Source organism: Paenibacillus sp. EKM211P, from assembly GCF_011066175.1.
GTDB classification, from domain to species: domain Bacteria; phylum Bacillota; class Bacilli; order Paenibacillales; family Paenibacillaceae; genus Paenibacillus; species Paenibacillus polymyxa.
Genome location: NZ_JAAMNS010000015.1, coordinates 39008 through 61451, shown reverse-complemented (window position 1 = coordinate 61451; position 22444 = coordinate 39008). Strand labels below are relative to the sequence as shown.

The following is a 22444-nucleotide window of genomic DNA, read 5'->3' as shown; positions in this document are numbered from 1 at the left end:
TATAAAATAGATTTGCATGATAATAGATACATAAAGAGTGAGGGTATACGATGATCCAATTAAAAGATATCGGCAAATTTGACGTTCTTCCCGAAATCGCAATGCATATTGTAGAAGGCAATATATCGGCATTACGCCAAGCGCTGACCGAAGGCTGGGATATAGAACAAGAAATTAAACTCAGCAAACATACGACGTTAAGTCCATTAGACCTTGCGCTTATTTCTCAGCGAATGGACGTGTTAAAGCTGTTGGTGGAGCAGGGAGTTCAACTCAATGCAAAAGATCGCCCTGCATTTTTAACAGCTGTTCGCTACTGCTCAGAAGAGATTGTCCGCTATGTGGTGGCTCATGGTGCCAAGCTGGACGGAAAAAATCAAGTCAAATCTGGTGCCTATGAGCAAGCCTATTATGGCAATAAAAAGAATATCCCGCTGATTCACGAACTTGGCCTCGATATAAAGCAGCACGGTGGGGCAACGCTGCGCAACGCAGTTAGTAACCATGATCTGAACACCGTGGCACTACTGTTGGAGCATGGTGCGGATATTAATTACAATGCCCATAATATGGTATATCCCTATAAAGCGACTCCTTTAACTGTGGCAGCACGAAATAATGATTTTGCGATGGTGAAGTACCTGGTAGAGTATGGGGCTGATGTGACACTGGCAGAAAAGGATGGAGATCGTGCATATACGATTGCTGTTAGCAATAAGAACGTGGAAATGGCCGAATATCTAAAGTCTGTGGAACCACCAGCGTTTCATAATCTGGAGAATAAACGACATACCTTAAAAAGCTACAAGCTTCCTAAGGATCTTGTAGCCTTTCTGATGGGAGATCAGCTCCGTGTGGATCTTCCAGAAAATGATTTAGGTATCCAATTTGTTGAGTTCTTCTCTTTCATAGATACGGTTGAGATGAAAGTAGGTCGGCAAAAGCTGTTGCGTTTGTCTCTAGAAGTAGATAACTATTCGGATATCCTTTTGGTGTGGAATCCCAAGCACAAGTGTCTGGGCTATTACGATGAAGAGCATCAGGAATATGCGGATGTATGCAGCTTTGCTGAGTTTCTTGCGCAGCCGGGAGATTACCTGGAGAAGATGATTGAGGGTGAATATTTATCATAACGAGGTGAGCCATGAATGCGGTATGCATGCAATCATGGCTCTTGTTGAGTTAATCCAAGCTTGCAGTACTGACCCTCGCGTCCAGGGCATAAGAAGTTTTATGATTTGCTGGCTGAAGAATCGAGAATTACAGCTACAGCAAATCCAGACCGTAGGGAGCAAGGGATATGATGGGGCATATTAAAGGGTCAGAACGTTTTTGAACGTTTACTGCTGAATTCCTATGTAAGAAGAATGAATTTACATAAAAGTAGCTGAATTTTCTTTAAAATGTAAACGCAATCATGCTTATTGGAGCAGGAATTCACCATTTTGTAAAAAAATGAAGTTGGAATGAATTTTTTTGAATCTTTTTGAAGAAAAATGATTGTTTTTTGCTAGGTTTGTGGTACGATAAGAACAGTTGGGGGAATGAAGATGCTGACGGAAGAAAGATACAAGTTAATAATACAGCGCTTACAAGAGCGTGGTGTTGTAAAATTGCAGGAATTGGCTGATCTCTTGGGAGCTTCTGAGTCAACGATTCGGCGTGATTTGATAGATCTTGAAGGCCGTCAGTTGTTAAAGCGGATTCATGGCGGGGCAACCATGCTGAATCAGAAAAGTCAGGAACCTGGCATGGAAGAAAAAACATTCAAAAACGTTCAACAAAAAAACGCAGTCGCTCGTATGGCAGCCAAAGAAATTTTGGATGGTGAATGTATCTATCTGGATGCGGGAACAACAACGATGGCGATGATTCCTTACATTGAAGCTAAAGACGTGACGGTCGTGACGAATGGTCTCTCCCACGTAGAAGCACTGGTAAGCAAACGAATTAGAAGCTATCTACTGGGAGGGATGATGAAAATTCATACCAAAGCCGTAATCGGGAGTATTGCCCTACAGAATTTGGACAATTTCCGATTCGACAAGTGCTTTCTGGGAACGAACGGGGTAGACGTGGAGATGGGGTATACCACTCCTGATCCTGAAGAGGCGCTGATCAAGCGGCGTGCCCACCAGCTGTCCGGCAAAACATATGTGTTGGCCGATTCCAGCAAAATTGGAGAAGTAACCTTCGCCAAACTGTTCGAACTCAAGGAAGCTATCCTTATTACTGAATCGGTGCCAGAACGTTCACGCCGATCCATCGCACAGAAAACTAAGATAATCGAGGGATAACGATGATATACACAGTAACGCTGAACCCTTCCATTGATTATATCGTGGAAGTTGACGATTTGAAGCTTGGTGATTTGAACCGGATGAAACGTGATTTAAAACTGCCAGGTGGCAAGGGAATTAATGTATCACGTGTACTAAACCAGTTGGGGGCAGACAGCACGGCGATTGGTTTTCTCGGAGGGTTCACAGGCAGGTTTATCGACGATACATTGCGGGAAGAATCCATTAAAACTGATTTTGTAATGATCGAAGATGATACACGGATCAATATTAAGCTCAAGCATGGTGATGAAACGGAAATTAACGGTTTGGGGCCTGCGATTCGTGAGCAAGAAGCCGATGCATTGGTGCAAAAGCTGGCGAGTCTCCAGAAAAATGACATTGTCGTCTTGTCGGGAAGCATCCCGCCATCCCTTGGAGGGGACTTCTACGAGCGACTGATTCGCGTATGTCAGCAAACCGGGGCTGAATTCGTTATCGACACCACAGGTGAGGCGCTGATGAAGGCCTTGGTTCATAAACCGCTGCTCATCAAGCCGAATCATCATGAGCTGGCTGAGTTGTTTGGCGTAACTATTCATTCTGAGGAGGAGATCGTCACTTACGGTCGTAAACTACTGGAAGCAGGTGCAAAAAATGTACTCATTTCCATGGCAGGAGAAGGGGCTTTGTTCATTACGGCAGATGAAGTGTATCACGCAAATGTACCAGCAGGAATGGTGAAAAATTCTGTAGGCGCAGGTGATTCTATGATTGCTGGATTCGTGGGTACGCTGGCTCTACATGGCGATCCGATCGAAGCCTTCCGTGCAGGAGTGGCATCCGGAAGCGCAACCGCGTTCTCCGATGATCTGGCTACGAGAGAGAAAATTGAACAATTACGGCCGCAAGTCACGATTTCAAAACGGTAATCTGGCTACAGCATGAGCTTATTATGCGTGTGTCTACACGCTGATCGAACTTAGGAGAGTGTGAACAATGAGAATAACAGACCTGATGATTAAAGAAACGATGATCATGGACCTGCAGGCGACGACAAAGGACGGGGCGATTGAGGAACTCATCACCAGTCTCGAAGCAAGTGGACGTATTAATGACCGGGCCTTGTTCAAAGAAATGATATACAAACGCGAAGCTGAATCCAGCACTGGAATCGGCGGTGGTATTGCGATGCCGCATGCCAAGACGAAAGCCGTGAATGAAGCGACCGTCGTTTTTGCCAAAAGCAGTAAAGGCGTAGAATTCGAATCGCTGGACGGTGAACCCGCGAAGGTATTCTTTATGATTGCAGCTCCAGAGGGAGCAGCAAACACACATCTTCGCACACTGGCTGCCCTTTCTCGGTTGCTCATTGATACTGATTTCATCGACAAGCTGATGAATACACAAACACCGGATGAAGTAACCGAGCTATTTGATACTAAGCAGGCGGAAGAAGAAGCTGCCAAGAAAGCAAAAGAGGCCAAGAAAGAGGCAGCCAAAGCACAGCAAACGCCGGACGTTATCGTTGGCAACCCGGATTCTGATGAGTTTGTAGTTGCGGTGACCGCTTGTCCTACAGGCATTGCGCACACGTTTATGGCTGAAGACGCTCTCATTAAGAAAGCGAAAGAAATGGGAGTCAATATCCGGGTAGAAACGAACGGCTCGGAAGGCGCACAAAACGTACTGACAGCAGATGAAATCCGTCGTGCCAAAGGCGTCATTGTTGCAGCTGACAAGAAGGTTGAAATGGCCAGATTTGACGGTAAACCTGTATTGCAAAGACCGGTAAGTGACGGTATCCGTAAATCTGAAGAACTGATTCGCAAAGCGCTGAACGGCGAAGCACCAATTTACCGTAGTGAAGGTAAAGGCAACGCTGAAGAGTCAAAAGCCGAGAAGACCAGCGTAGGCAGTAAAATTTACAAGGATTTAATGAACGGGATTTCTCATATGTTGCCATTCGTTGTCGGCGGGGGGATCTTGTTAGCGATTTCCTTCTTGATCGAACAAGTGGCTGGAGAAGATAATGTACTATTCCAACTGCTGCAAACGATTGGCGGAGGAACAGGTGCGTTTCACTTCCTGATTCCGATACTGGCCGGATTTATCGCAATGAGCATTGGAGACCGCCCAGCACTGATGCCAGGTATGGTCGGTGGTCTGATGGCTGTAAACTCCAATGCAGGGTTCCTTGGCGGTCTGGCAGCTGGTTTCATGGCCGGTTATGTAGTTATCTTCCTGCGTAAAGCTTTTGCAGGTCTGCCGAAAGCTCTGGATGGTTTAAAACCAATCTTGTTATACCCTGTATTTGGACTCCTAATTTCAGGCGCGATTATGTTCTACCTGTTCGATCCAATTTTTGGTGGTATTAATACTTGGCTTGTCAATGTTCTGAACAATTTGGGAACTGGTAATGCGGTTATTTTGGGTCTGATTCTGGGCGGAATGATGTCGATCGACATGGGCGGACCTTTCAACAAAGCAGCATACGCATTTTCGATCGGTGTCTTTACTTCCAGCGGTAACACAAACGGGGCTATGATGGCAGCTGTTATGGCAGGCGGTATGGTGCCTCCACTGGCAATCGCACTAGCTTCGACGTTCTTCAAAAATAAATTTACCGAGCAAGAACGCAAGTCTGGCTTGACAAACTATGTACTCGGATTGTCCTTCATTACAGAAGGGGCCATCCCTTTCGCAGCTGCTGACCCTCTGCGTGTCCTGACCTCTTGTATTGTAGGTTCAGCGATTGCTGGCGGTCTGACGCAATTCTGGCAAATCAATCTTCCAGCACCGCATGGCGGGATTTTTGTAGCAGCGCTTGCCAATCATGCTTTGCTGTTCTTGCTTGCAGTGGCGATTGGCTCCGTGATTTCTGCGCTCATTCTGGGACTGTGGAAAAAACCAATTGAAACGAAATAACCAGTATCACAAGAGTATAGAAATTAAAAGAGGAGCCGAACTCCTCTTGGTCGTATCATAGGAAAACCGCTAAACACTCGTATATCGAGGTGTTTAGCGGTTTTTTTATGGGCTCGTAATATTTTCAGCTCCCATGGAAGTCATTCCCCACTGTTTTTTTAACCAACTGCATAAACAGCCTTTGGGCCGAAGTCAGGTATTGTGGGTGCTGATTGTTTTGTAATAGTCCGATGGGGATATTCGGATCTGTTAGCTGGAGAGGAATGGTGACCAGGTCCTTCTGCAAAGGCATTGACGACAGAACCACTCCAACCGAAGGAAACGTATGTACAAATGAGGGTATAGACGAAATTTGACTGACGGTATAAAAAAACGGCATCGACGGGAAGCGGGAAAGCTCCTTCTCCAGTCGTATATGGTACAAGCAGTTCTTACCTCCGACGATAAGCGGATACTCATACAGATCTTCGAGCTGAAGCTCATTTCTTGCCGCGAAGGGATGACTGCGGGACACGATAAAAGCAATTTGTTCTTGATACAAAGGTTCGAAATGTAGGGAAGGAATGGAGTGAGGTTCGCCGGAGATTGCAAAATCCAATGTACCGTCCAACAAAGCTTTGGAGAGTGCATCTGTGTTTCCCACTGTAAAATGGCATGTGATTTTCGGTTTATGCTCACGAAACTGTCGTAGAATCAAAGGCAGTGCGATAGTAGCTACCGTTTCAATTACACCGATATGGAGCGTACCAATCTCTTCTTTTTTCAGCGATTTCGCCTGGTCCGTTACAAAATTCCAATGCCGAATAAGGCCGTCAACCTCTTGGGCATACATTTTTCCTGAGGAGGTTAATTCCGCATCCCAGCCTCTTTTAAAAAGCTGAAATCCCAGCTCTTTTTCTAGCCTTTGGATTTGGTTCGTGACTGTAGATTGTGCGTAGTTTAATTTGGCGGCAGCTTTCGAGAAGGTTCCTTCTTCAATAATAGTACGAAACGTAGTTAACTCTTTCAGATCCATACGAACTCATCTCCATCAATAAAATTGAATATATTTATGATTATTTTCAATTATACAGATGAAGATAAGGAGAGTACAATCATCTTATCCCAACGGATAGGAGAGAATGCATATGCCCTTTGTACGAGTAGGCTATATGGAGCAGCAATACACAGAGCAGGAGCTGCCTGGCATTAGCCGCTGTATCATGAATGCTTTGATTGAACATTTTCAGGTCCCGCCCAAAGATTATTTTCAGGCTTTTCATGCTCATAAGCAGAACGAGTTTTATTATAGTTCCGATTATTTGAATATATCCAGAACAGACAAGCTGCTTTATATCCAAATTACGATGGGATCGGGTAGAACTACGGAACAAAAAAAGAGTTTTTACCAAAGATTAGCCGAACTCATATCTATTAAATGCAAGATTAGACCGGAGGATGTATTTGTGACACTGGTAGAGACCGAATTAGAGGATTGGTCCTTTGGCAACGGACTTGCCCAGATGATATTATGAAGCATAAATTAATAAGATCGAGTGTTCGGGAAACGATAGGTGATTTTGCACCCGCTTTTGTAACCTATACGGAGGAGGTTCTTTTTGGAGATGTATGGAGAAGAAGTGAGCTATCTCTTAGGGAACGGAGTCTCATTACAGTTGCCGCTCTGGTAGCGGGGGAGCATGTGAATCAACTTCCTTATCATCTGAACCTGGCCAAGGAGAACGGGATTTCGGAGGAAGAATTGATTGAGGTCATTACACAGCTAGCCTTTTACGTAGGATGGCCGCGGGCAGCCTCAGCAGTTCAGGTTGCCAAAGACATATTTTGCAAAGAAAAAGAACGTTAAGCATCAACTTAAAAACTGCTGAGCACAGGGATTTCGAGTGTTTGGCGGTTTTTTGGCATGATTGTATTGTTATTCTGCTTTGAAAGCGGTATAGTAAGAGTAATTGAATGAGGGGCATAGTGTCCTTCGGGATTGTTACTGATAAGCAGGCGATACCCAAATAATGACTAATGGACTTAGTCGTTATTTGGTTTTTTTTGTTATTCCAACTTTGTTATTACATCAATGAGGTGAGCAGATAGATGATCATCCGGCAAATATTTAACAACAATGTCATTCGGGCCGAAAATCAGGTAGGTCATGAGTTTGTTGTCATAGGGAACGGTCTGGGTTTTAAAAAGAAAAATGGACAAAGGGTCGATGAAGAAAAAATAGAAAAAACCTTTGTATTAAAGTCCGATAAAATTCCACAAAAATTAATTGATCTCATTGGGGAGACATCTGTAGAGTATTTAAAGGTGGCGGATGAAATTGTAGGCAGCGCCAAAAAAGAAATGGGAGATATTTTTAGTGATAATATCTATATTTCGTTGATTGACCATATCCAATTTGCCATCTCTCGATATAGAAAATCCGTGGGGCTTAAAAATTCACTGTTATGGCAAATCAAAAAATTTTACAAAAAAGAATTTATGATCGGTATGAATGCATTGGACATCATTCATGCTCAATTTGGCATTCAAATGGATGAGCATGAAGCAAGCTTTATTGCCATGCATTTTGTTAATGCAAGACAAGACGGACAGGGAATGAAACAAACAGTTGAGATTACAGAGGTCATTGATGATATTTTCAATATTGTAACCGATTACTATCAGATTACCCTAGATGAAACCTCATTTAATTATTCGCGATTTATTACACATTTGCAGTACTTTGCCCAACGCTTGCTGAGCAATGAACAAGAGCAATTAGCATCAGGGGATAACTTCTTGTATGACCAAGTCAAAGAGAAATACGAGAGGGCTTTTCAATGCACCCAATTAATTAATCAATACTTGGAATTGAAGCATGAAAGTGCGATGTCGATTGACGAGAAAGTGTATTTGACGATTCATATACAGCGTGTAACCTCCAGAAATGATTTGGCTGATGCTTAGAAAAAAAAGCTTGCAAACGATTTCGGAGTGTTTTATAGTAGGCTCACAACTTAAATTTAAGGATTGTTACTGATAAGCAGGCGATACCTAAATGAATGGCAGTGATCATTTTCTATGATCATGCAGGCCTTTCGTTTAGGTATTTTTTTGTTTTCAGGCAATCTGCCCAAGAGGAGAATGAACATGGACCATAAGAAAATGGGCGAGGATATCGTACGTCTCGTTGGAGGAGAAGAAAATATTAATGGGCTTGTCCATTGTGCTACACGGCTCCGATTTGACCTGAAGGATTCACGAAAAGCCGAAAGAGAAGCGCTTGAGAAACACGAGGGAGTCATTACTGTTGTTGAAAGCGGAGGACAATTTCAAGTTGTAATTGGCAGCCATGTTGCCTATGTATATACGGAAATCATGAAAAACATGGATTTTGGGTCAGACGCCTCTACGGCTAACGAATCCAGCGGAAAAAAGACATCCGTCATATCCACAATCTTTGAGGTTATTTCCGGCAGCTTCTCCCCGTTGATTCCGGCGATGGCAGGCTCGGGGATGCTGAAAGCACTCTTGACGGTTTTGACCTTGCTGGGCTGGATGTCCGCAACAAGTGATACCTATCTGATTCTGTCTGCTGCCGGGAATGCTGTATTTTACTTCTTGCCGATCTTACTAGGGATTACGCTCGGTATAAAGCTAAAGGCGAATCCTTATGTAGCTGGTGTGATCGGTGCAGCTCTCCTGGAACCCAACTTTACGGGACTGATGGACAAAGGTTCTGATGTATCGTTTTTGGGAATACCGGTGGTCATGATGAACTACTCAGCGAGTGTTTTTCCGATATTCATATCTATCAGCATCTATGCGTTGGTAGACAAGTTTTTGAAGAAGATCATTCTTAAGGATTTGCAGCTGTTTTTAGTTCCGATGTTGGCTTTAATGATTATGGTTCCTTTATCTGCAATAGCATTCGGACCGTTTGGTACAACAGTAGGAGATTGGATTTCTTCGGGTGTGACATGGTTAATCGGTGTAAGCGGCATTTTGTCAGGGATTGTGCTTGGCGGTTTTATGACCTTTATGGTCGTCTTCGGACTTCACTGGGGCTTTACCCCGATCACGATTCAAAATATTGGTGTTGGCGGTGATCCGATTGAGGCTATGGCGGCTGCGGCTGTATTTGCTCAAATTGGTGTCGCATTCGGTATCTTCCTGAAGGCGAAAAAAGATAAAACAATTAGAACCCTTGCGGGTTCCACGAGTATTACAGGCTTGCTGGCGGGTGTAACAGAGCCGATTGTGTATGGTCTGGTGCTTCGCTTTAAACGAGTCATTCCAATTGTCATTATCGCAGGGGCTATAGGCGGTGCCATCAATGGACATTTTGGAGTGAAAATGACGGCTTATGTGTTTCACAACATTTTTGCGATTCCAGTCTATACGCCGACCTTGGTTTACGTGATTGCCATTGCATGCTCGTTCGCGGTAGCCACGGTGCTGACTCTTATTTTTGGGTATGAAAGCAAAGTGAAGGGGGAGACGGCAGCAACTGTTGAGGCCGTTAAGACGGAAGAACCTCTACCAGCTGTTACAGCAACTAAGGCTGTTGACATCAAGAAAGAAACGATATATAGCCCGATCACAGGCAAGACTACACCACTGAGCCAAGTGAATGATTCGGCATTTTCTACAGGGGCAATGGGAAAAGGCTTAGCCATTGAACCATCTGTCGGTGAGGTCGTAGCGCCTATTGATGGAGTTGTAACCTCGCTGTTCCCTACAGGACATGCCATCGGCTTGACTTCCAAGGCGGGTACGGAGATATTAATTCATATCGGAATTAACACCGTCGCGCTGAAAGGAAAGCATTTTAATCCGGTCGTTCAAGAGGGAGATATCGTAAAACAAGGGGACTTGTTAATCCAATTTGACAGAGAGCAGATTATAGAAGCAGGGTACGAAATCGTAACCCCTGTCATTGTCACACTGACGAAAAACAAAGTGGACGTATTTGAGACAAGTCAGGAGCAGATTCAAAAAAATGAAGTATTGCTAACTTTGGTGGTGTAATACAGGAAAGCTCATCCTCACGTACATGAATTGCGAAATCAGAAGGATATAACGATAACTGGAGGGACTATAGCATGAAACATAATCAATTGAAGGCATTTCCTGAAAACTTCTTCTGGGGAGGTTCAACTTCCGCCTATCAAGTAGAGGGTGCATGGGACGAAGATGGAAAAGGACCCTCTGTCATTGACATGGCTAACCACGTCGAAGGAGTCACTGATTTTAAGGTAACCAGTGATCATTACCATATGTTCAAAGAGGACGTAGCTCTGATGGCTGAAATGGGCTTTAAGGCGTACCGCTTCTCGATCGCTTGGACACGCATCTATCCACAAGGCGCGGGTGAAGTCAATCCGAAGGGAATTGCATTTTACAGCTCATTGATTGACGAATTAATTAAATATGGTATTGAGCCCATTGTTACTATGTATCACTTTGATCTGCCCTATGCGCTTGAACAACAAGGCGGATGGTCCAAGAGAGAAACGATTGATGCCTTCGAGCAGTATGCCAAAACGTTGTTTGAGAACTTTGGGGACAGAGTCAAATACTGGCTAACCATTAACGAACAGAACATGCTGATTCTCCATCCTGGTTCTATTGGTACATTGGATACAAGTCTGGAAAATCCACAAAAGGTACTGTATCAACAAAATCATCATATGTTAGTTGCGCAGGCGAAGGCAATGGTATTGTGCCATGACATGCTACCTAATGCGAAAATTGGACCAGCACCGAATATTGGGGTCATTTATCCAGCTAGTTCCAAACCGGAAGATACGCTGGCAGCTGACAACTATGCAGCTATTCGCAACTGGCTCTACCTGGATATGGCTGTATTTGGCCGCTACAACCACATTGCCTGGAGTTATTTGGTCGAGAAGGGCTATGAGCCTGTTATTGAAGAAGGGGATATGGATATATTAGCGAAAGGAAATCCAGATTTTATCGCCTTTAACTACTATACCTCTCAAACCGTAGGGGAAAGTTTGGATGATGGAAATGATTTTTCACATACAGGCGATCAGCATGAAATTGTGGGTGAACCCGGAGCATACCGGGGCTCTGTGAACCCCAACCTGCAAAAGACAGAGTTTGGCTGGGAGATTGATCCGGTCGGTTTTAGAAGTACATTACGTCAAATATATTCTCGCTACCACTTGCCCTTAATCGTGACAGAGAACGGCTTGGGCGCTTTTGACAAGCTGGAAGAAGGGGATGTAGTAAACGATCCTTATCGTATTGACTTCTTCAACAAGCATATCGAGCAGATTCAATTGGCTATTACAGACGGCGTAGACGTATTCGGCTTCTGTCCGTGGTCTGCGATTGATCTTGTGAGTACCCACCAGGGCTCCAGTAAGCGTTACGGATTCATCTATGTGGATCGTGAGGAATTTGATCTCAAAGATCTGCGCCGCATTCGTAAACAAAGCTTCTATTGGTATCAAAAGCTGATCGCTACAAACGGTGAAGTCCGTTAATTAATACAACCGTGCAAAAGCACCTCCTTGAAATGGATGTTACCATTTTGAGGAGGTGTTTCTATTATCCCTTTGCCCAGAAGCGTGATTATGTATTATATAATAGAAGAAACACAAACGGAAAGGACATCATGCATTGACCTTACAACAATTAAAATATGTCATCGAGGTTACCAATCGTGGCTCCATGAATGAGGCGGCGAAGCGGTTGTTCATTTCCCAGCCCAGTCTGTCGAACGCGATTCGCGATCTGGAGGAAGAAATTCATATCACCATTTTTGAACGTACCAATAAAGGCATTTCTTTGTCCAAAGAAGGCGTGGAATTCCTCGGTTATGCACGTCAGGTTGTTGAGCAGGCGGAGTTGCTGGAAAATCGCTATCTGGATGCCAAGCCTTCACCACAGCATTTTGCTGTGTCCACGCAGCATTATGCTTTTGCAGTAAATGCATTCGTAAATCTGGTGAATCAATATGGACAGGATGAATATGAACTGGCTTTGCGGGAGACCAAAACCCATGAAATCATACAGGATGTCAAAAGCCTGCGCAGTGAGATCGGAATCCTGTATCTGAACGAATTTAACGCCAAGGTCATCAACAAGCTGCTAAAAGATGCAAATCTGCAATTCAACAGCCTGTTTACGGCCAAGCCGCACATCTTTATCAGTGCCAATAATCCGCTATCCCGGCAGTCTAGCGTGACCATTGACCAGCTTCATCCTTATCCATACCTGTCCTTTGAGCAAGGGGAGTACAATTCCTTTCACTTCTCCGAGGAAATTCTGAGTACGTTGTCGCATCCCAAAAGCATTCATGTTAATGACCGGGCGACCCTTTTTAATCTGCTTATTGGCTTGAACGGCTATACCATTTCTACTGGGGTAATTAGTGCGGATCTGAACGGTAACGAGATAATTTCCGTCCCTCTGGAGTGTGATGAGTCTATTAATGTAGGATGGATTTGCCATAAAAACGTCGCGCTCTCCAAGCTGGCTACTGTCTATGTAGAAGCGTTGCATGAGGCGATAGGGGAATAAAAAAGTTTGATATAGCCTTAGGCTATAACTAGCTATAGTTTATTGGAGTTACCTTATAGCTGAAAATGTATGTTATCTTTCTTACAACAACTTCACTACTGAAGCGAAAAAGGAGATAACCCTAATGAGCAGCATCCTTGACAATGCATCCCAACGTAAAGTGACCCCTTTCAGACATGACATGGTCGGAAGCTTTTTGCGCCCGCAAGCGATCAAAGACGCCAGAACTCAATTTCAAAATAATGAAATCTCTGCGGACGAGCTGAGAAAGATTGAAGATGAAGAAATTATCAAGCTGGTCGAAAAGCAAAAATCCGTAGGACTTCAAGCTGTGACGGATGGTGAATTCAGACGGTCCTGGTGGCATCTTGATTTTATGTGGGGACTGAACGGCGTGGAAAAGGTACAGCTTGCAAACGGCTACCAATTCCAAGGTGTGGAAACAAGAGCGGAAACCGCACGCTTGTCCGGTAAAATCGGACATTCTCATCATCCTTTCATTGAAGATTTCAAATTCCTGAAACAAGTGGCAGGAGAGGATGCCATTGCTCGTCAAACGATTCCGGCACCTGCGCAGTTCCTGGCTGAGCTGCTGCGCGGAGAAAATAAAGAAACAACCGATACGTATTACAGCAATCTAGATGAACTGGTGACAGACATTGCCAAAGCCTACAAATCTGTGATCCAAGCGCTGTATAATGAAGGCTGCCGCAGCCTGCAACTGGATGATTGCACATGGGGCATGCTCTGTGATAAAAACTATTGGCAAGCTAGACAGCATGCGGGTGAAAATGTGGAAGATACCAAAAAGCTATTCGCTCGCGTGAATCAGGAAACCGTGAAGGGGCTTCCAGCCGATTTGGTCGTTACAACCCACGTATGCCGTGGTAACTACCATTCCACCTGGGCATCTTCAGGCGGCTATGAGCCTGTAGCCGAAACCCTGTTCGGCATCGATAACATCGACGGCTACTACCTCGAATTCGATACCGATCGTGCAGGTGATTTTACACCGCTTAAGCATCTGAAAGATGAAAAACAAGTCGTTCTGGGCCTCGTTTCCTCCAAAACGGGTGAGCTGGAAGACAAGCAAACGGTCATCAACCGTATTAAGGAAGCAACTCAATTCGTGGACATCAACCACATCTGCCTTAGCCCACAATGCGGCTTTGCTTCCACAGAAGAGGGCAATATTCTGACAGAAGAGCAGCAGTGGAAAAAGCTTGCTTTCATAAAAGAGATTGCGGACGAGATCTGGAAGTAAGAGTTTAGGGGAATTGAACTGGAGAGATTCGTGATTACTAAAACACGCCACTTGTGGTATTATCCCCTTCTAGTAGACAAGAGAGAAAAGACATCTGTTAAGATGGACTTAATCTTGTTGAACGGAGGGGATTTTTCATGGCTAAAAAGGGACAATCATTCCGGCAATACTCCTTAGATGTAAAGATGGAGGCAGTCTGGTTGGTGAACGAAGAACATATGAGTATTCGTGAAGTGACGAAACAATTGGACATTCGTAATAAATCCCAAGTGCAAAGCTGGGTGATGAAACATCGAGCGGGGGAGAACCTCCAGCCAACGACCACAAGGCAGGGACGACCCAAAACGAAATTTTCCAGTATGGAAGAGGAGATGGCGTATCTACGGGCGGAGATTGAATATTTAAAAAAGCAGTATCCAAATCTACACAAGGAGTGACGAGGAAAGAAGCGAGGTTTGAAATTATTGAGGGAATGCGAACACGATATTCGTTGAAATGGTTACTTGAATTAGCCCATGTTTCTCGGGCAGGATATTATAAATGGAGAAAGACTCAGCAAACAACCCAGCAGCGTAAGCAAGAAGAAGAGCTTCTGGAATCGCATATGTTGTCGATCCACCGGATCCATCCCTATTTTGGTTATCTGCGGATGACCGTCGCTTTACGTAGAGAAGGTATCTTGGTCAATCACAAAAAGGTGTACCGCCTAATGAAGAAATTAGGGATCCGTTCCGTCATTCGAAAGAAGCGGCGCTTCTTTGGCAAACAGGCATCTGTGGTAAATGCCAACCGATTAGATCGACAATTTCAGGCAGATTCTCCTTTATCCAAGCTGGTTACCGATATTACATACATACGAGCTGGAGAGCGGTTTGTATATCTCTCTGTCATTCAAGATCTGTTTAACAATGAAATCGTGGCTTGGCGTCTTTCGGAACGAAATGACCTTGCTCTAGTTAGCGAGACCCTAGACGTTCTAAGTAAGAACGTGAACATGGAGGGTGTCATTCTCCATTCAGACCAGGGTTTTCAGTATACCTCCAAGCCGTTTAACCGCAAACTTAAGCGGCTTGGAATACTTAGGAGCCATTCAAGGCGTGGAAATTGCCTAGACAATGCCTGTATAGAATCCTTCTTCTCCCATCTTAAAACAGAGAAGATTTATTTAACGAAACCCGGAACCCTAGCGGAGGTAGAACAACACGTACGGGAGTACATTTCTTTTTATAATGAAAATAGATTTCAGAAAAAATTAAACAACCGTTCCCCGATTGAATACCGAGAAACGGTTGCTGCTTAAAGATGTCTTTTTAGTTCTGTCTACTTGACAGGGGTATGACCATTAATCACCACCACATTAGAAAGACAAAAACCTTATAGACTTCTATAAACTAACGAGCAACGCATAGCAGAAGCTAACACTGGAGCAGGAGAATGAGCAGCAAACGGAAATTAACGACGTGTCGATAGAAATCATACAAGTTTTAAGCACACGACGATATGCTGGAACAAAATGATGATAACCTATTTAATTCGTCGGTGGAGAAGATCACGATTCTCTCACCAACTCATTTTTCATTAAGAAATTTCTGAACATGAAATTTAAATGTTGTAAAAAATTCTATTTAATTAATATGAATAACAAGAAATAGGTCAATCATGGTGATATCTAACCATAATCGACCTATTCAAACGTAACGGAATAGAGTGATTTAGGGAATGAAATTTAAGCATTGATGTGTGTATAATCAAAATGGCGAAATCTTTATAAAGGCATTACTCGAGTTAGGCCACTTGGACTTAGACGCCCGACTTATTCGGCACTGGGTGGAGTCTATTCATCACGTGCTAACATGAACTAGAAAAACACTACTCTTTTAGCGTTTCAAAAAATTCAGATATATTTGAGGCGACTTTTTGTGTCATAGGAGAAAACTCCTCCGACTCTTCATGAAACCAAATAACTATAGTAGGCTCTTCCGTTTCTCTAAAATCCAAACAAATTAAATCCCCTGAAAAAAGCGCTGCAATAGGAACTACATTCATCCCCACTAAATCTTCATTATCAGTTAATCTATCACCTATTTGAGTAATAATAACTTCAATATCATACCATCCATTAATAGGATCAGATTCACTATCATTCAATATACAAAGAAATTTTTCAATTATATATTCATGATGATTAAAACTAAACACATTTGTGACAGGTACAACTCCATTATTTTCCTTAATAAAAAACCTATAAGTTTTAGGAAATGAGACTCTCAAGCTTCGCTCAACCACATTTAATAATTCGTCGGTTGGCAATGGAAAAACAATTGTATTGACATCCAATCTCACTTTTTTCACTCCCTATTCTTATCTTTTAGCATGCGCCCAACCACCGGGAGCTCTTCCGCCCTTATGATTTATGAAATTATGTATTCCAAAAGGTACTAATTCCATTCTATCGTCAATTTCGGAATTATTTCATATTGTTCCAGGCATACATGTTCCACCTGGAAGTTGTGAATCAAGCCATTAGAACTGTTTAGGATCAAATTTCTTCAAATAGTCTTTCTGCATAAACCGTAACAAAGTCATCTAATAGTTCATCAAACTTTTTATTACCTGACAAGAAATACTGAAATTATCAAGTATAGATTTTATAGTTTGAAAGAACATGGCAGTTTTAATTTATATAAGCCGACTTTATTAGGTCAGCTATACGTTTCATGTCAATTTGCTACGATAAGTTAGAATTAAGCTTATATACAATGAGAACAAAAAAAGTCCCTAACTCTCAAGAAAGCAAGAATTAAGGACCATCCTATTGTAATTTTAAAGGTGAGGAGGAGTTAGACCTCCATCTCCTTCTTGACGGGAAGGTATTTTCATTAAACTATCACCATACACAGAAAGGATTGAGACCTTCATTCTCCCGCGTGAAAGGCGGGCACTTTAATTAAGCTACTGTGTAAGAAAATTGTACCATATGTTATTATATGTGTAAATAATAATTAAGGTGATAAAATGAGAAAATATGAAAAAATAAACGATAATGGCAGACAGTATAGATGCTATGTTTGTAAAGAATCAAATATTGTAGCTCATGAACACTATGTAAAGCTGTGCCAATCATGTGGCGAATACAATGAAAAAAAACGTCTAGCCAAGCATCATTTAGAATCTTACATCGCATTGATTACAGGTGGACGAACAAAAATAGGATATCATACAGCATTACGCCTATTACGAGACGGTTCACGAGTCATTTTGACAACCCGTTTTCCGTATGATGCACTACAGCGTTATATTCAAGAGCCTGATTTTGAAAATTGGAAAGATCGCATCCATATCTACGAATTAGATTTTCGCCAAATTGAAAGGGTAGAAATGTTTGCCTGTTTCATAGATAAAGAGTTTCCCTACATGGACATCATTATAAATAATGCTGCTCAGACGGTAAGAATGTCGCAAGAGGAATATAAGGAATTAACATTAAATGAAGTGGAACTCCAAAAACAAATAATGGACAACCAACGTCTACTTGCTAACAGCACGACTATCTCTTACTTTGATAAATCTACGAATGAAACAAAAGATATTCAAAATTTACAGCTTTTTAATCAAGAAATGGGAGTAGTAAGTCACAATCATTCGTTTCAAAATTCATGGACAGCTCAGTCCCATCAAATTTCCATGGTTGAAATGCTCGAAGTTCAACTAATCAACGTGACCGCTCCATTTTTGCTCAACACAAAGTTGAAGGATACTATGATGAGGAGTCCTAATCAAAATCGATTTATTGTAAACGTATCTGCAGCAGAAGGCCGATTTCAGATGAAAAGAAAAGGTGGATATCATGTCCACACCAACATGGCAAAAGCCTCGCTTAATATGATGACCCTAACCTTGTCTAAAGAGTATAAAAAGCATCGAATATTTGTAACTAGCGTAGATCCTGGCTGGGTATCAAATCAGTTTCCAGAACAGGTAAAGGCTAGTCGAGAGATAAATCTACCATTGGATTTTAATGATGCTGCTGCTAGAATTTGCGATCCAATCTATGAAGGAAAAGACGCAGAGAGACCACTCACGGGTGTGTTTTTAAAGGATTATAAACAAGTGGATTGGTAAAAGATATTCATATTATTATAACGAGAGTAGCCAGAGGCTGTCCTTGTACATCTATATATTATAAGCTCGTATAGAGGAGTGTGGATTGTTGTCAGGGTAAGTTGATACATATGGGGGATGGTCGATAGTTGGCTGTTCCTTTTTTTCGTGCTGGAGGTGAACAGAAGATCAGCAAAAATAATGAAAAACCAAAAAGGAACAAGCCGAAGATACTGACCAAGTATGATCAATTTATTGTGTCAAGACTGAAGGCTATTCCCGTTTGGGTACGTGAAGGGACAACAGATGTGGAGATAGCGAGACGACTTAGTATTCATATTTGGACATTAGGCGACTACCGTAGAAAATATCCCAAATTTGCGGAAGTATTAGAACGTCCGACCAAGTGGTGATGCCACATATGCTTAGACATACACTTGGCTATAAGCTGGTAAAACGACTCCATTGACGACCATCCAGCAATTCCTTGGACATGGTCATGTAGCAATGACCAATATCTATACCCTAACAACACAGCAGGATATGGCGGAAGCTATGGCAAATACAAATATCGAGTAGTGAGAAGCCACTCTTTTTGTCGTGGAGGGGGAGCTTCTATTTGTAGAAACAGAGCCGTCAGCAAAGGAAGTAGAAATTTTTGTGATGATTTTATAGTGAATTTGAGAAAGGAGTTATACCCATTGACATGATAAAGCAAGAAGAGCAGCGACAGGCTGAGCTGCTTAAGCAGTATATGGAGAAGCATTTCAAGCCGCCCAATGGGACAGGTTGCCTGATTGAGGAGGTGGAACTAGCCATGTACATTGATCCAGTTATTAAAGCGGGGAAGAAAAGAGATTATTCGGCAATTTCGATTTTGGTCAGCAACGAAGGACGAAGCAAATGTATGTGATGGATGGAAATATTTATAAACTGCTGCCGGATGATTTATTTCAAGTGAGTATTGAAAAATTGAAGCTTTATCCTGTAGATAAGCTTGGTTTTGAGGTGAATCAAGCGCAAAGCTATATGAAGCAGAAATTTGAAGAAGAGTTATGGAAAGTGAAAATACATACGCCCGTAGAAAGTGTACATTCCAACGAGCAGAAACATAAGCGCATTATTAGTCTGGAGCCAGAAGTTAGGAAGGGTCGTATTCTGTTCAATGCAGATAACCTCAGGTATAATCATCAGGTAAAGGACTACAATTGAAATTGTACATATGATGACGCGCCAGATAGTTTATATGGAGCCGTTCAATTGATTCAGTCGGTCAAGAATCGAGGCTTATTATTTTGAGACTTTCGCTAGATACTCATTCATTATTTTGATCCAATTTTGTTAAGCTTATGGGCAGGATAACTTAACCAGTTACCCAATTAGTTGTTTGTATTGTTGCAAGGAAGGGGATACAAATGGCCATTTGTTTGGACTACGAGTTAGTTGAGATAAGAGGAACCGTTGCTGTGTATAAATTTGGAAACTGTTTGAAGGTATTAGATGGAATTTTTGAGGTTGACCTACCCAAGTTGATAAGTGGGGAAATATCGATGCAAGCACCAATTGGTGAAGTAGTGAAACTAAAGAATGACAACCAATCTCAAGCTAAGGCCATCAAAGTATTTGGAAAAATATATAAACATTTTCTTGAACATCACGAATATCCTACAAAGGGTGGATATTATGCTTAGTTAATTGGAGTTATTCTTTTAATCTTATAACGATCAATGGAAGATATAAAAATTACTTAGTGGACTTGAAAAGGAGCGGGAATATGGGCCTGGATGCTTATGTAGTATGCAATTGTGTGAAGGAAGGAAATGTTAAGCCTCCCCCTTTTGATATAAGCTTGCTGGAAATTACGGACGAAGGAATCGACATACTGGAATCTGTAAATGACGAAACCTATCAGCTTTATCAGCAGTGGCGGGAGAACTCATGCGGTCATGAAGACTTTTACTATTATCAAGACCGGGTTTTTAATGTCGCAGGAGGAAATTTCTTTTATGGAATCATTGATCGGTTGGGGCAGGACAAATTCCCATTATTAATTTCAATTGGGGAGAAGTTACTCTCTGCTGATCAGGCCGAAAAAGCTTTAAAGGAACTGGATATTTTTGAATCAGGAGCAAGCAAGCTGCAAGGGATTTTTCTCGTAGATACTGTATCTAATGAAGAATATGGGAGATCTCTTCCTGGAGAGGATAAGTGGTTCTTATCATCTGGAGGCGAGCACACTTATCAGTTAAACGACCGAGGATTCTGTATTCTAGACAGAGATCATCGCAAGCTTTTTCACTCAGTAGCGTTCGCCCAGGAAGTAATGAGTGTTGAAAAAGAAGGACGGGAGCATAAGCATGCAAGATTTCATGATTTGGAGATGGGACGAATTTTTGAATCTTCTTATCCGCTAAGCCGAAAGATATGGGGAATCGATGAGTTGTATTATCCAATATCTTTTCAGGTCGTAAAGAGAAACCTAAAGGGATCTGATTCTCAACCCGCGCGAGTACTAAGAAGCCTGTTTGAGGCTTCCTTACAGACAGGTAATCCGATCATTTGGGCATAAAGAAATCTGAGATGAAGCATTTGAATATTAACGGAACACGATCCTTACGTTGATTACAAATCCAGACTTTTTGAGATAGCTTAATATTATTCTTAATTTAGCATAATTGAGCTAACGGAAAACTTTAGTTCAACAAGGAACTATCTTATTAAAGGTGGTTCTTTATTTAGGCAACAATTACTTAACCTATTTTGAAAGGAAGGATGTATTTGCAAATTACGGAACAAATCATTATAGAATGTTTAAATGAACTCCAATTGGCTGATTTAGCCAAACGGAAATATTCAGATTACTACAGTGGTCAGCATGCTATCTAAAGAACTATGCGATGCAAGAAAGTCGAAGCAATCAAAAGCTCATTTTCAATTTCCCATGTAAGTTCGTAGATAATGAAGTTGGCTATCTGCTCGGTAAACCAGTAAACTATGTGTCCAAGTCAGATCAGGATGAAGCCATACATAATATAGATGTACATATGATTCATTGGGATAAAGAGCACAATCTACAGCTTCGAAAACAATCTGAAATCTTTAGTGAGAGTTTTGAATTGAACTATATCGACTCGGATGGCCAGTTTTCAGCCACAGTATACTAAAACAAATTGATAACCTATTAATGCGTTGGTGGAGAAGATCACGATTCTCTCACCGACGCATTTTGTTTTTACCTTGAAAAGTGGAATGAGCATAGATGAAATATTGGACTAATGTAATTAGGGGCTAATGCAATCATTAAGCTAATGAATATTTGTGAGAGTGCATGACGGGAAGAATCAATCGAATCTCGTCTTTTACTCCTTCCATATAAATGGAATGTTTGTCTTGACTTAGCTTATAGCCTATGGCTTCTTCCCATTCGGATAGCAGTTGTTGAATATCCTTGTTTTGATTCATTTTAAACTTGATCCATTTGAGTGAACAAATTTTTTTCGCCTGTTGTTGTTCACTAGCAAGTTCATATTGATAAAATCTATGGCGTAATGCTTCTAAGAACCAATCTTGCCAACCTCCATGAACATATTTCTCTTTCGTTGTTGAAGTGTTGTATGTTAACTCAGATGGGGAGGGATGGCAAGTTATTGTTTATTTATGGGGAATTGGCTGGCTATATTATTTTGTTACTGATCTTGAACAGATAAAAGACTTATCCACCTTATAAATCAAGTTGGAATGAGCCTTTAGGAGTATAATAATTTTGAAAGCAATTTTTCTTACTCAACAAGACTCGTGAATTGGGTATTCAAATATATGTGCTCAATTAGTTTGACTTTTTCTAGATTTTCTACCTTTTCGGAACCGCCTAATCCTAGAAGTGGAACATAACCAAAGCATTCATCAAATGCTGGTTTTCCGTATTTTTCAATGGCATCAGGATATGGTAGCCAATCTAGATCGTTTTGTAGGGATGAATCATCCTCTAGGTCAGAGAAAAAAAATTCAAACCCAGATGATATGCCTTGCATCTTTCCTCTTCTAAAATTAAGTAAAAGTAAATATTTATTATCTTCCCAAATAAGTAGATCTCCCATGGAAGTAGTAAATAAAACCAGAGCCTCTTTGCTTCTTACATACACCTCTTCTAGCAAAGAATGAAATTCATCTGGGTTTACTATTTTTAGATATCCATTTAGAATACTACCAAAGCCATACTGCTTCCAAACTTCTATTAATTGCTCAGGTACTTTACCTTCAAATTTATTAATCAGTTTTTCAGAAGCCTTTTCATGTAGCTCAAAATCATTAAAAATTCCAATATCCATCCTGATCTCCC

Annotated in this window: 24 protein-coding genes; 19 read left to right on the top strand and 5 right to left on the bottom strand. The window is 41.8% G+C overall.

Annotated features, from left to right (window positions below):
- Window positions 1–50: 50 nt before the first annotated feature.
- The 4 genes from G9G57_RS19435 (at window position 51) to G9G57_RS19420 (ending at window position 5207) form a co-directional block, all read left to right on the top strand.
- A complete protein-coding gene (locus G9G57_RS19435) occupies window positions 51–1133 on the top strand; it encodes an ankyrin repeat domain-containing protein (protein ID WP_164965439.1) in 1083 nt (360 codons plus the stop codon).
- Window positions 1134–1550: 417 nt separating this feature from the next.
- Window positions 1551–2297, top strand: coding sequence for a DeoR/GlpR family DNA-binding transcription regulator (locus G9G57_RS19430; RefSeq protein WP_164965438.1), 747 nt, complete (start codon window positions 1551–1553; stop codon window positions 2295–2297).
- A gap of 2 nt (window positions 2298–2299) precedes the next feature.
- A complete protein-coding gene (pfkB, locus tag G9G57_RS19425; protein WP_164965437.1) occupies window positions 2300–3211 on the top strand; it encodes a 1-phosphofructokinase in 912 nt (303 codons plus the stop codon).
- A 67-nt stretch (window positions 3212–3278) separates the two neighbouring features.
- Window positions 3279–5207, top strand: coding sequence for a PTS fructose transporter subunit IIABC (locus G9G57_RS19420; protein ID WP_164965436.1), 1929 nt, complete (start codon window positions 3279–3281; stop codon window positions 5205–5207).
- Between the two features lie 124 nt (window positions 5208–5331).
- Here the strand turns inward: G9G57_RS19420 and G9G57_RS19415 are convergent, their stop codons facing one another.
- Window positions 5332–6222 (bottom strand): LysR family transcriptional regulator, encoded by an 891-nt coding sequence (locus G9G57_RS19415; protein WP_164965435.1) that lies wholly within the window; start codon window positions 6220–6222, stop codon window positions 5332–5334.
- A gap of 112 nt (window positions 6223–6334) precedes the next feature.
- On the opposite strand from G9G57_RS19415, the gene G9G57_RS19410 reads away from it, so the two are divergent.
- From G9G57_RS19410 to G9G57_RS19375, 8 genes are all read left to right on the top strand, one after another.
- Entirely contained in the window at window positions 6335–6721 is a 387-nt protein-coding gene (locus G9G57_RS19410; RefSeq protein WP_164965434.1) for a tautomerase family protein, read from the top strand.
- A complete protein-coding gene (locus tag G9G57_RS19405; protein ID WP_016819660.1) occupies window positions 6718–7053 on the top strand; it encodes a carboxymuconolactone decarboxylase family protein in 336 nt (111 codons plus the stop codon). The genes G9G57_RS19410 and G9G57_RS19405 overlap by 4 nt, the downstream gene beginning before the upstream one ends.
- Window positions 7054–7295: 242 nt before the next feature.
- Window positions 7296–8153, top strand: a complete 858-nt coding sequence (gene licT / locus G9G57_RS19400) for a BglG family transcription antiterminator LicT (protein WP_019686863.1) — start codon at window positions 7296–7298, stop codon at window positions 8151–8153.
- Between the two features lie 183 nt (window positions 8154–8336).
- Window positions 8337–10217 (top strand): beta-glucoside-specific PTS transporter subunit IIABC, encoded by a 1881-nt coding sequence (locus G9G57_RS19395; protein ID WP_164965433.1) that lies wholly within the window; start codon window positions 8337–8339, stop codon window positions 10215–10217.
- A 74-nt stretch (window positions 10218–10291) separates the two neighbouring features.
- The gene (locus G9G57_RS19390) at window positions 10292–11701 is read left to right on the top strand and encodes a glycoside hydrolase family 1 protein (protein WP_019686865.1); all 1410 of its coding nucleotides are present in this window, start codon (window positions 10292–10294) and stop codon (window positions 11699–11701) included.
- A 136-nt stretch (window positions 11702–11837) separates the two neighbouring features.
- Window positions 11838–12740, top strand: a complete 903-nt coding sequence (locus G9G57_RS19385) for a LysR family transcriptional regulator (protein ID WP_016819664.1) — start codon at window positions 11838–11840, stop codon at window positions 12738–12740.
- 124 nt (window positions 12741–12864) lie between these two features.
- Window positions 12865–14004 carry a 5-methyltetrahydropteroyltriglutamate--homocysteine S-methyltransferase gene (locus G9G57_RS19380; protein WP_019686866.1) on the top strand — a complete coding sequence of 380 codons (1140 nt, stop codon included), beginning with the start codon at window positions 12865–12867 and terminating at the stop codon, window positions 14002–14004.
- Between the two features lie 137 nt (window positions 14005–14141).
- A protein-coding gene (locus tag G9G57_RS19375; protein WP_446724834.1) for an IS3 family transposase occupies window positions 14142–15304 on the top strand; the annotation gives its coding sequence in 2 pieces (ribosomal slippage) (window positions 14142–14406 and window positions 14406–15304; 1164 coding nt in all).
- A gap of 569 nt (window positions 15305–15873) precedes the next feature.
- Here G9G57_RS19375 and G9G57_RS19370 read toward each other — a convergent pair.
- Complete coding sequence (locus G9G57_RS19370) at window positions 15874–16347, bottom strand: SMI1/KNR4 family protein (protein ID WP_164965432.1); 474 nt, start codon at window positions 16345–16347, stop codon at window positions 15874–15876.
- An 18-nt stretch (window positions 16348–16365) separates the two neighbouring features.
- A complete protein-coding gene (locus G9G57_RS26455; RefSeq protein WP_164965464.1) occupies window positions 16366–16452 on the bottom strand; it encodes an HNH endonuclease in 87 nt (28 codons plus the stop codon).
- Window positions 16453–17019: 567 nt separating this feature from the next.
- On the opposite strand from G9G57_RS26455, the gene G9G57_RS19360 reads away from it, so the two are divergent.
- The 7 genes from G9G57_RS19360 to G9G57_RS19330 all read left to right on the top strand — a co-directional run bounded on the left by G9G57_RS19360 (window position 17020) and on the right by G9G57_RS19330 (window position 21269).
- Entirely contained in the window at window positions 17020–18126 is a 1107-nt protein-coding gene (locus G9G57_RS19360) for an SDR family NAD(P)-dependent oxidoreductase (RefSeq protein WP_025677047.1), read from the top strand.
- A 128-nt stretch (window positions 18127–18254) separates the two neighbouring features.
- Window positions 18255–18518, top strand: coding sequence for a hypothetical protein (locus G9G57_RS19355; protein ID WP_164965431.1), 264 nt, complete (start codon window positions 18255–18257; stop codon window positions 18516–18518).
- 293 nt (window positions 18519–18811) lie between these two features.
- A complete protein-coding gene (locus G9G57_RS19350; RefSeq protein WP_164965410.1) occupies window positions 18812–19018 on the top strand; it encodes a hypothetical protein in 207 nt (68 codons plus the stop codon).
- Window positions 19009–19317 (top strand): hypothetical protein, encoded by a 309-nt coding sequence (locus G9G57_RS19345; RefSeq protein ID WP_164965463.1) that lies wholly within the window; start codon window positions 19009–19011, stop codon window positions 19315–19317. The genes G9G57_RS19350 and G9G57_RS19345 overlap by 10 nt, the downstream gene beginning before the upstream one ends.
- Window positions 19318–19520: 203 nt before the next feature.
- Complete coding sequence (locus tag G9G57_RS19340) at window positions 19521–19796, top strand: hypothetical protein (RefSeq protein ID WP_164965430.1); 276 nt, start codon at window positions 19521–19523, stop codon at window positions 19794–19796.
- A gap of 83 nt (window positions 19797–19879) precedes the next feature.
- Window positions 19880–20674 carry a hypothetical protein gene (locus G9G57_RS19335; protein WP_164965429.1) on the top strand — a complete coding sequence of 265 codons (795 nt, stop codon included), beginning with the start codon at window positions 19880–19882 and terminating at the stop codon, window positions 20672–20674.
- Between the two features lie 328 nt (window positions 20675–21002).
- Window positions 21003–21269: a phage portal protein gene (locus G9G57_RS19330; RefSeq protein WP_013370400.1), complete on the top strand. Its 267-nt coding sequence runs from the start codon at window positions 21003–21005 to the stop codon at window positions 21267–21269.
- Between the two features lie 136 nt (window positions 21270–21405).
- On the opposite strand, the gene G9G57_RS19325 is transcribed toward G9G57_RS19330, so the two are convergent.
- Together G9G57_RS19325 and G9G57_RS19320 are read right to left on the bottom strand one after the other, a co-directional pair.
- Entirely contained in the window at window positions 21406–21567 is a 162-nt protein-coding gene (locus tag G9G57_RS19325) for a hypothetical protein (protein WP_228392894.1), read from the bottom strand.
- Window positions 21568–21884: 317 nt separating this feature from the next.
- On the bottom strand, window positions 21885–22433 hold the full coding sequence (locus G9G57_RS19320; protein ID WP_164965428.1) for a T6SS immunity protein Tdi1 domain-containing protein: 549 nt from the start codon (window positions 22431–22433) through the stop codon (window positions 21885–21887).
- Between the last annotated feature and the right edge of the window lie 11 nt (window positions 22434–22444).

Excerpts from the sequence above, each read along its gene's own strand:
- G9G57_RS19435 (WP_164965439.1), top strand. The coding sequence starts at position 51 with ATGATCCAATTAAAAGATATCGGCAAATTTGACGTTCTTCCCGAAATC.
- G9G57_RS19430 (WP_164965438.1), top strand. The coding sequence starts at position 1,551 with ATGCTGACGGAAGAAAGATACAAGTTAATAATACAGCGCTTACAAGAG.
- pfkB (WP_164965437.1), top strand. The coding sequence starts at position 2,300 with ATGATATACACAGTAACGCTGAACCCTTCCATTGATTATATCGTGGAA.
- G9G57_RS19420 (WP_164965436.1), top strand. The coding sequence starts at position 3,279 with ATGAGAATAACAGACCTGATGATTAAAGAAACGATGATCATGGACCTG.
- G9G57_RS19415 (WP_164965435.1), bottom strand. The coding sequence starts at position 6,222 with ATGGATCTGAAAGAGTTAACTACGTTTCGTACTATTATTGAAGAAGGA.
- G9G57_RS19410 (WP_164965434.1), top strand. The coding sequence starts at position 6,335 with ATGCCCTTTGTACGAGTAGGCTATATGGAGCAGCAATACACAGAGCAG.
- G9G57_RS19405 (WP_016819660.1), top strand. The coding sequence starts at position 6,718 with ATGAAGCATAAATTAATAAGATCGAGTGTTCGGGAAACGATAGGTGAT.
- licT (WP_019686863.1), top strand. The coding sequence starts at position 7,296 with ATGATCATCCGGCAAATATTTAACAACAATGTCATTCGGGCCGAAAAT.
- G9G57_RS19395 (WP_164965433.1), top strand. The coding sequence starts at position 8,337 with ATGGACCATAAGAAAATGGGCGAGGATATCGTACGTCTCGTTGGAGGA.
- G9G57_RS19390 (WP_019686865.1), top strand. The coding sequence starts at position 10,292 with ATGAAACATAATCAATTGAAGGCATTTCCTGAAAACTTCTTCTGGGGA.
- G9G57_RS19380 (WP_019686866.1), top strand. The coding sequence starts at position 12,865 with ATGAGCAGCATCCTTGACAATGCATCCCAACGTAAAGTGACCCCTTTC.
- G9G57_RS26455 (WP_164965464.1), bottom strand. The coding sequence starts at position 16,452 with ATGGAATTAGTACCTTTTGGAATACATAATTTCATAAATCATAAGGGC.
- G9G57_RS19360 (WP_025677047.1), top strand. The coding sequence starts at position 17,020 with ATGAGAAAATATGAAAAAATAAACGATAATGGCAGACAGTATAGATGC.
- G9G57_RS19350 (WP_164965410.1), top strand. The coding sequence starts at position 18,812 with ATGATAAAGCAAGAAGAGCAGCGACAGGCTGAGCTGCTTAAGCAGTAT.
- G9G57_RS19345 (WP_164965463.1), top strand. The coding sequence starts at position 19,009 with ATGTATGTGATGGATGGAAATATTTATAAACTGCTGCCGGATGATTTA.
- G9G57_RS19340 (WP_164965430.1), top strand. The coding sequence starts at position 19,521 with ATGGCCATTTGTTTGGACTACGAGTTAGTTGAGATAAGAGGAACCGTT.
- G9G57_RS19335 (WP_164965429.1), top strand. The coding sequence starts at position 19,880 with ATGGGCCTGGATGCTTATGTAGTATGCAATTGTGTGAAGGAAGGAAAT.
- G9G57_RS19330 (WP_013370400.1), top strand. The coding sequence starts at position 21,003 with ATGCAAGAAAGTCGAAGCAATCAAAAGCTCATTTTCAATTTCCCATGT.
- G9G57_RS19325 (WP_228392894.1), bottom strand. The coding sequence starts at position 21,567 with ATGAATCAAAACAAGGATATTCAACAACTGCTATCCGAATGGGAAGAA.
- G9G57_RS19320 (WP_164965428.1), bottom strand. The coding sequence starts at position 22,433 with ATGGATATTGGAATTTTTAATGATTTTGAGCTACATGAAAAGGCTTCT.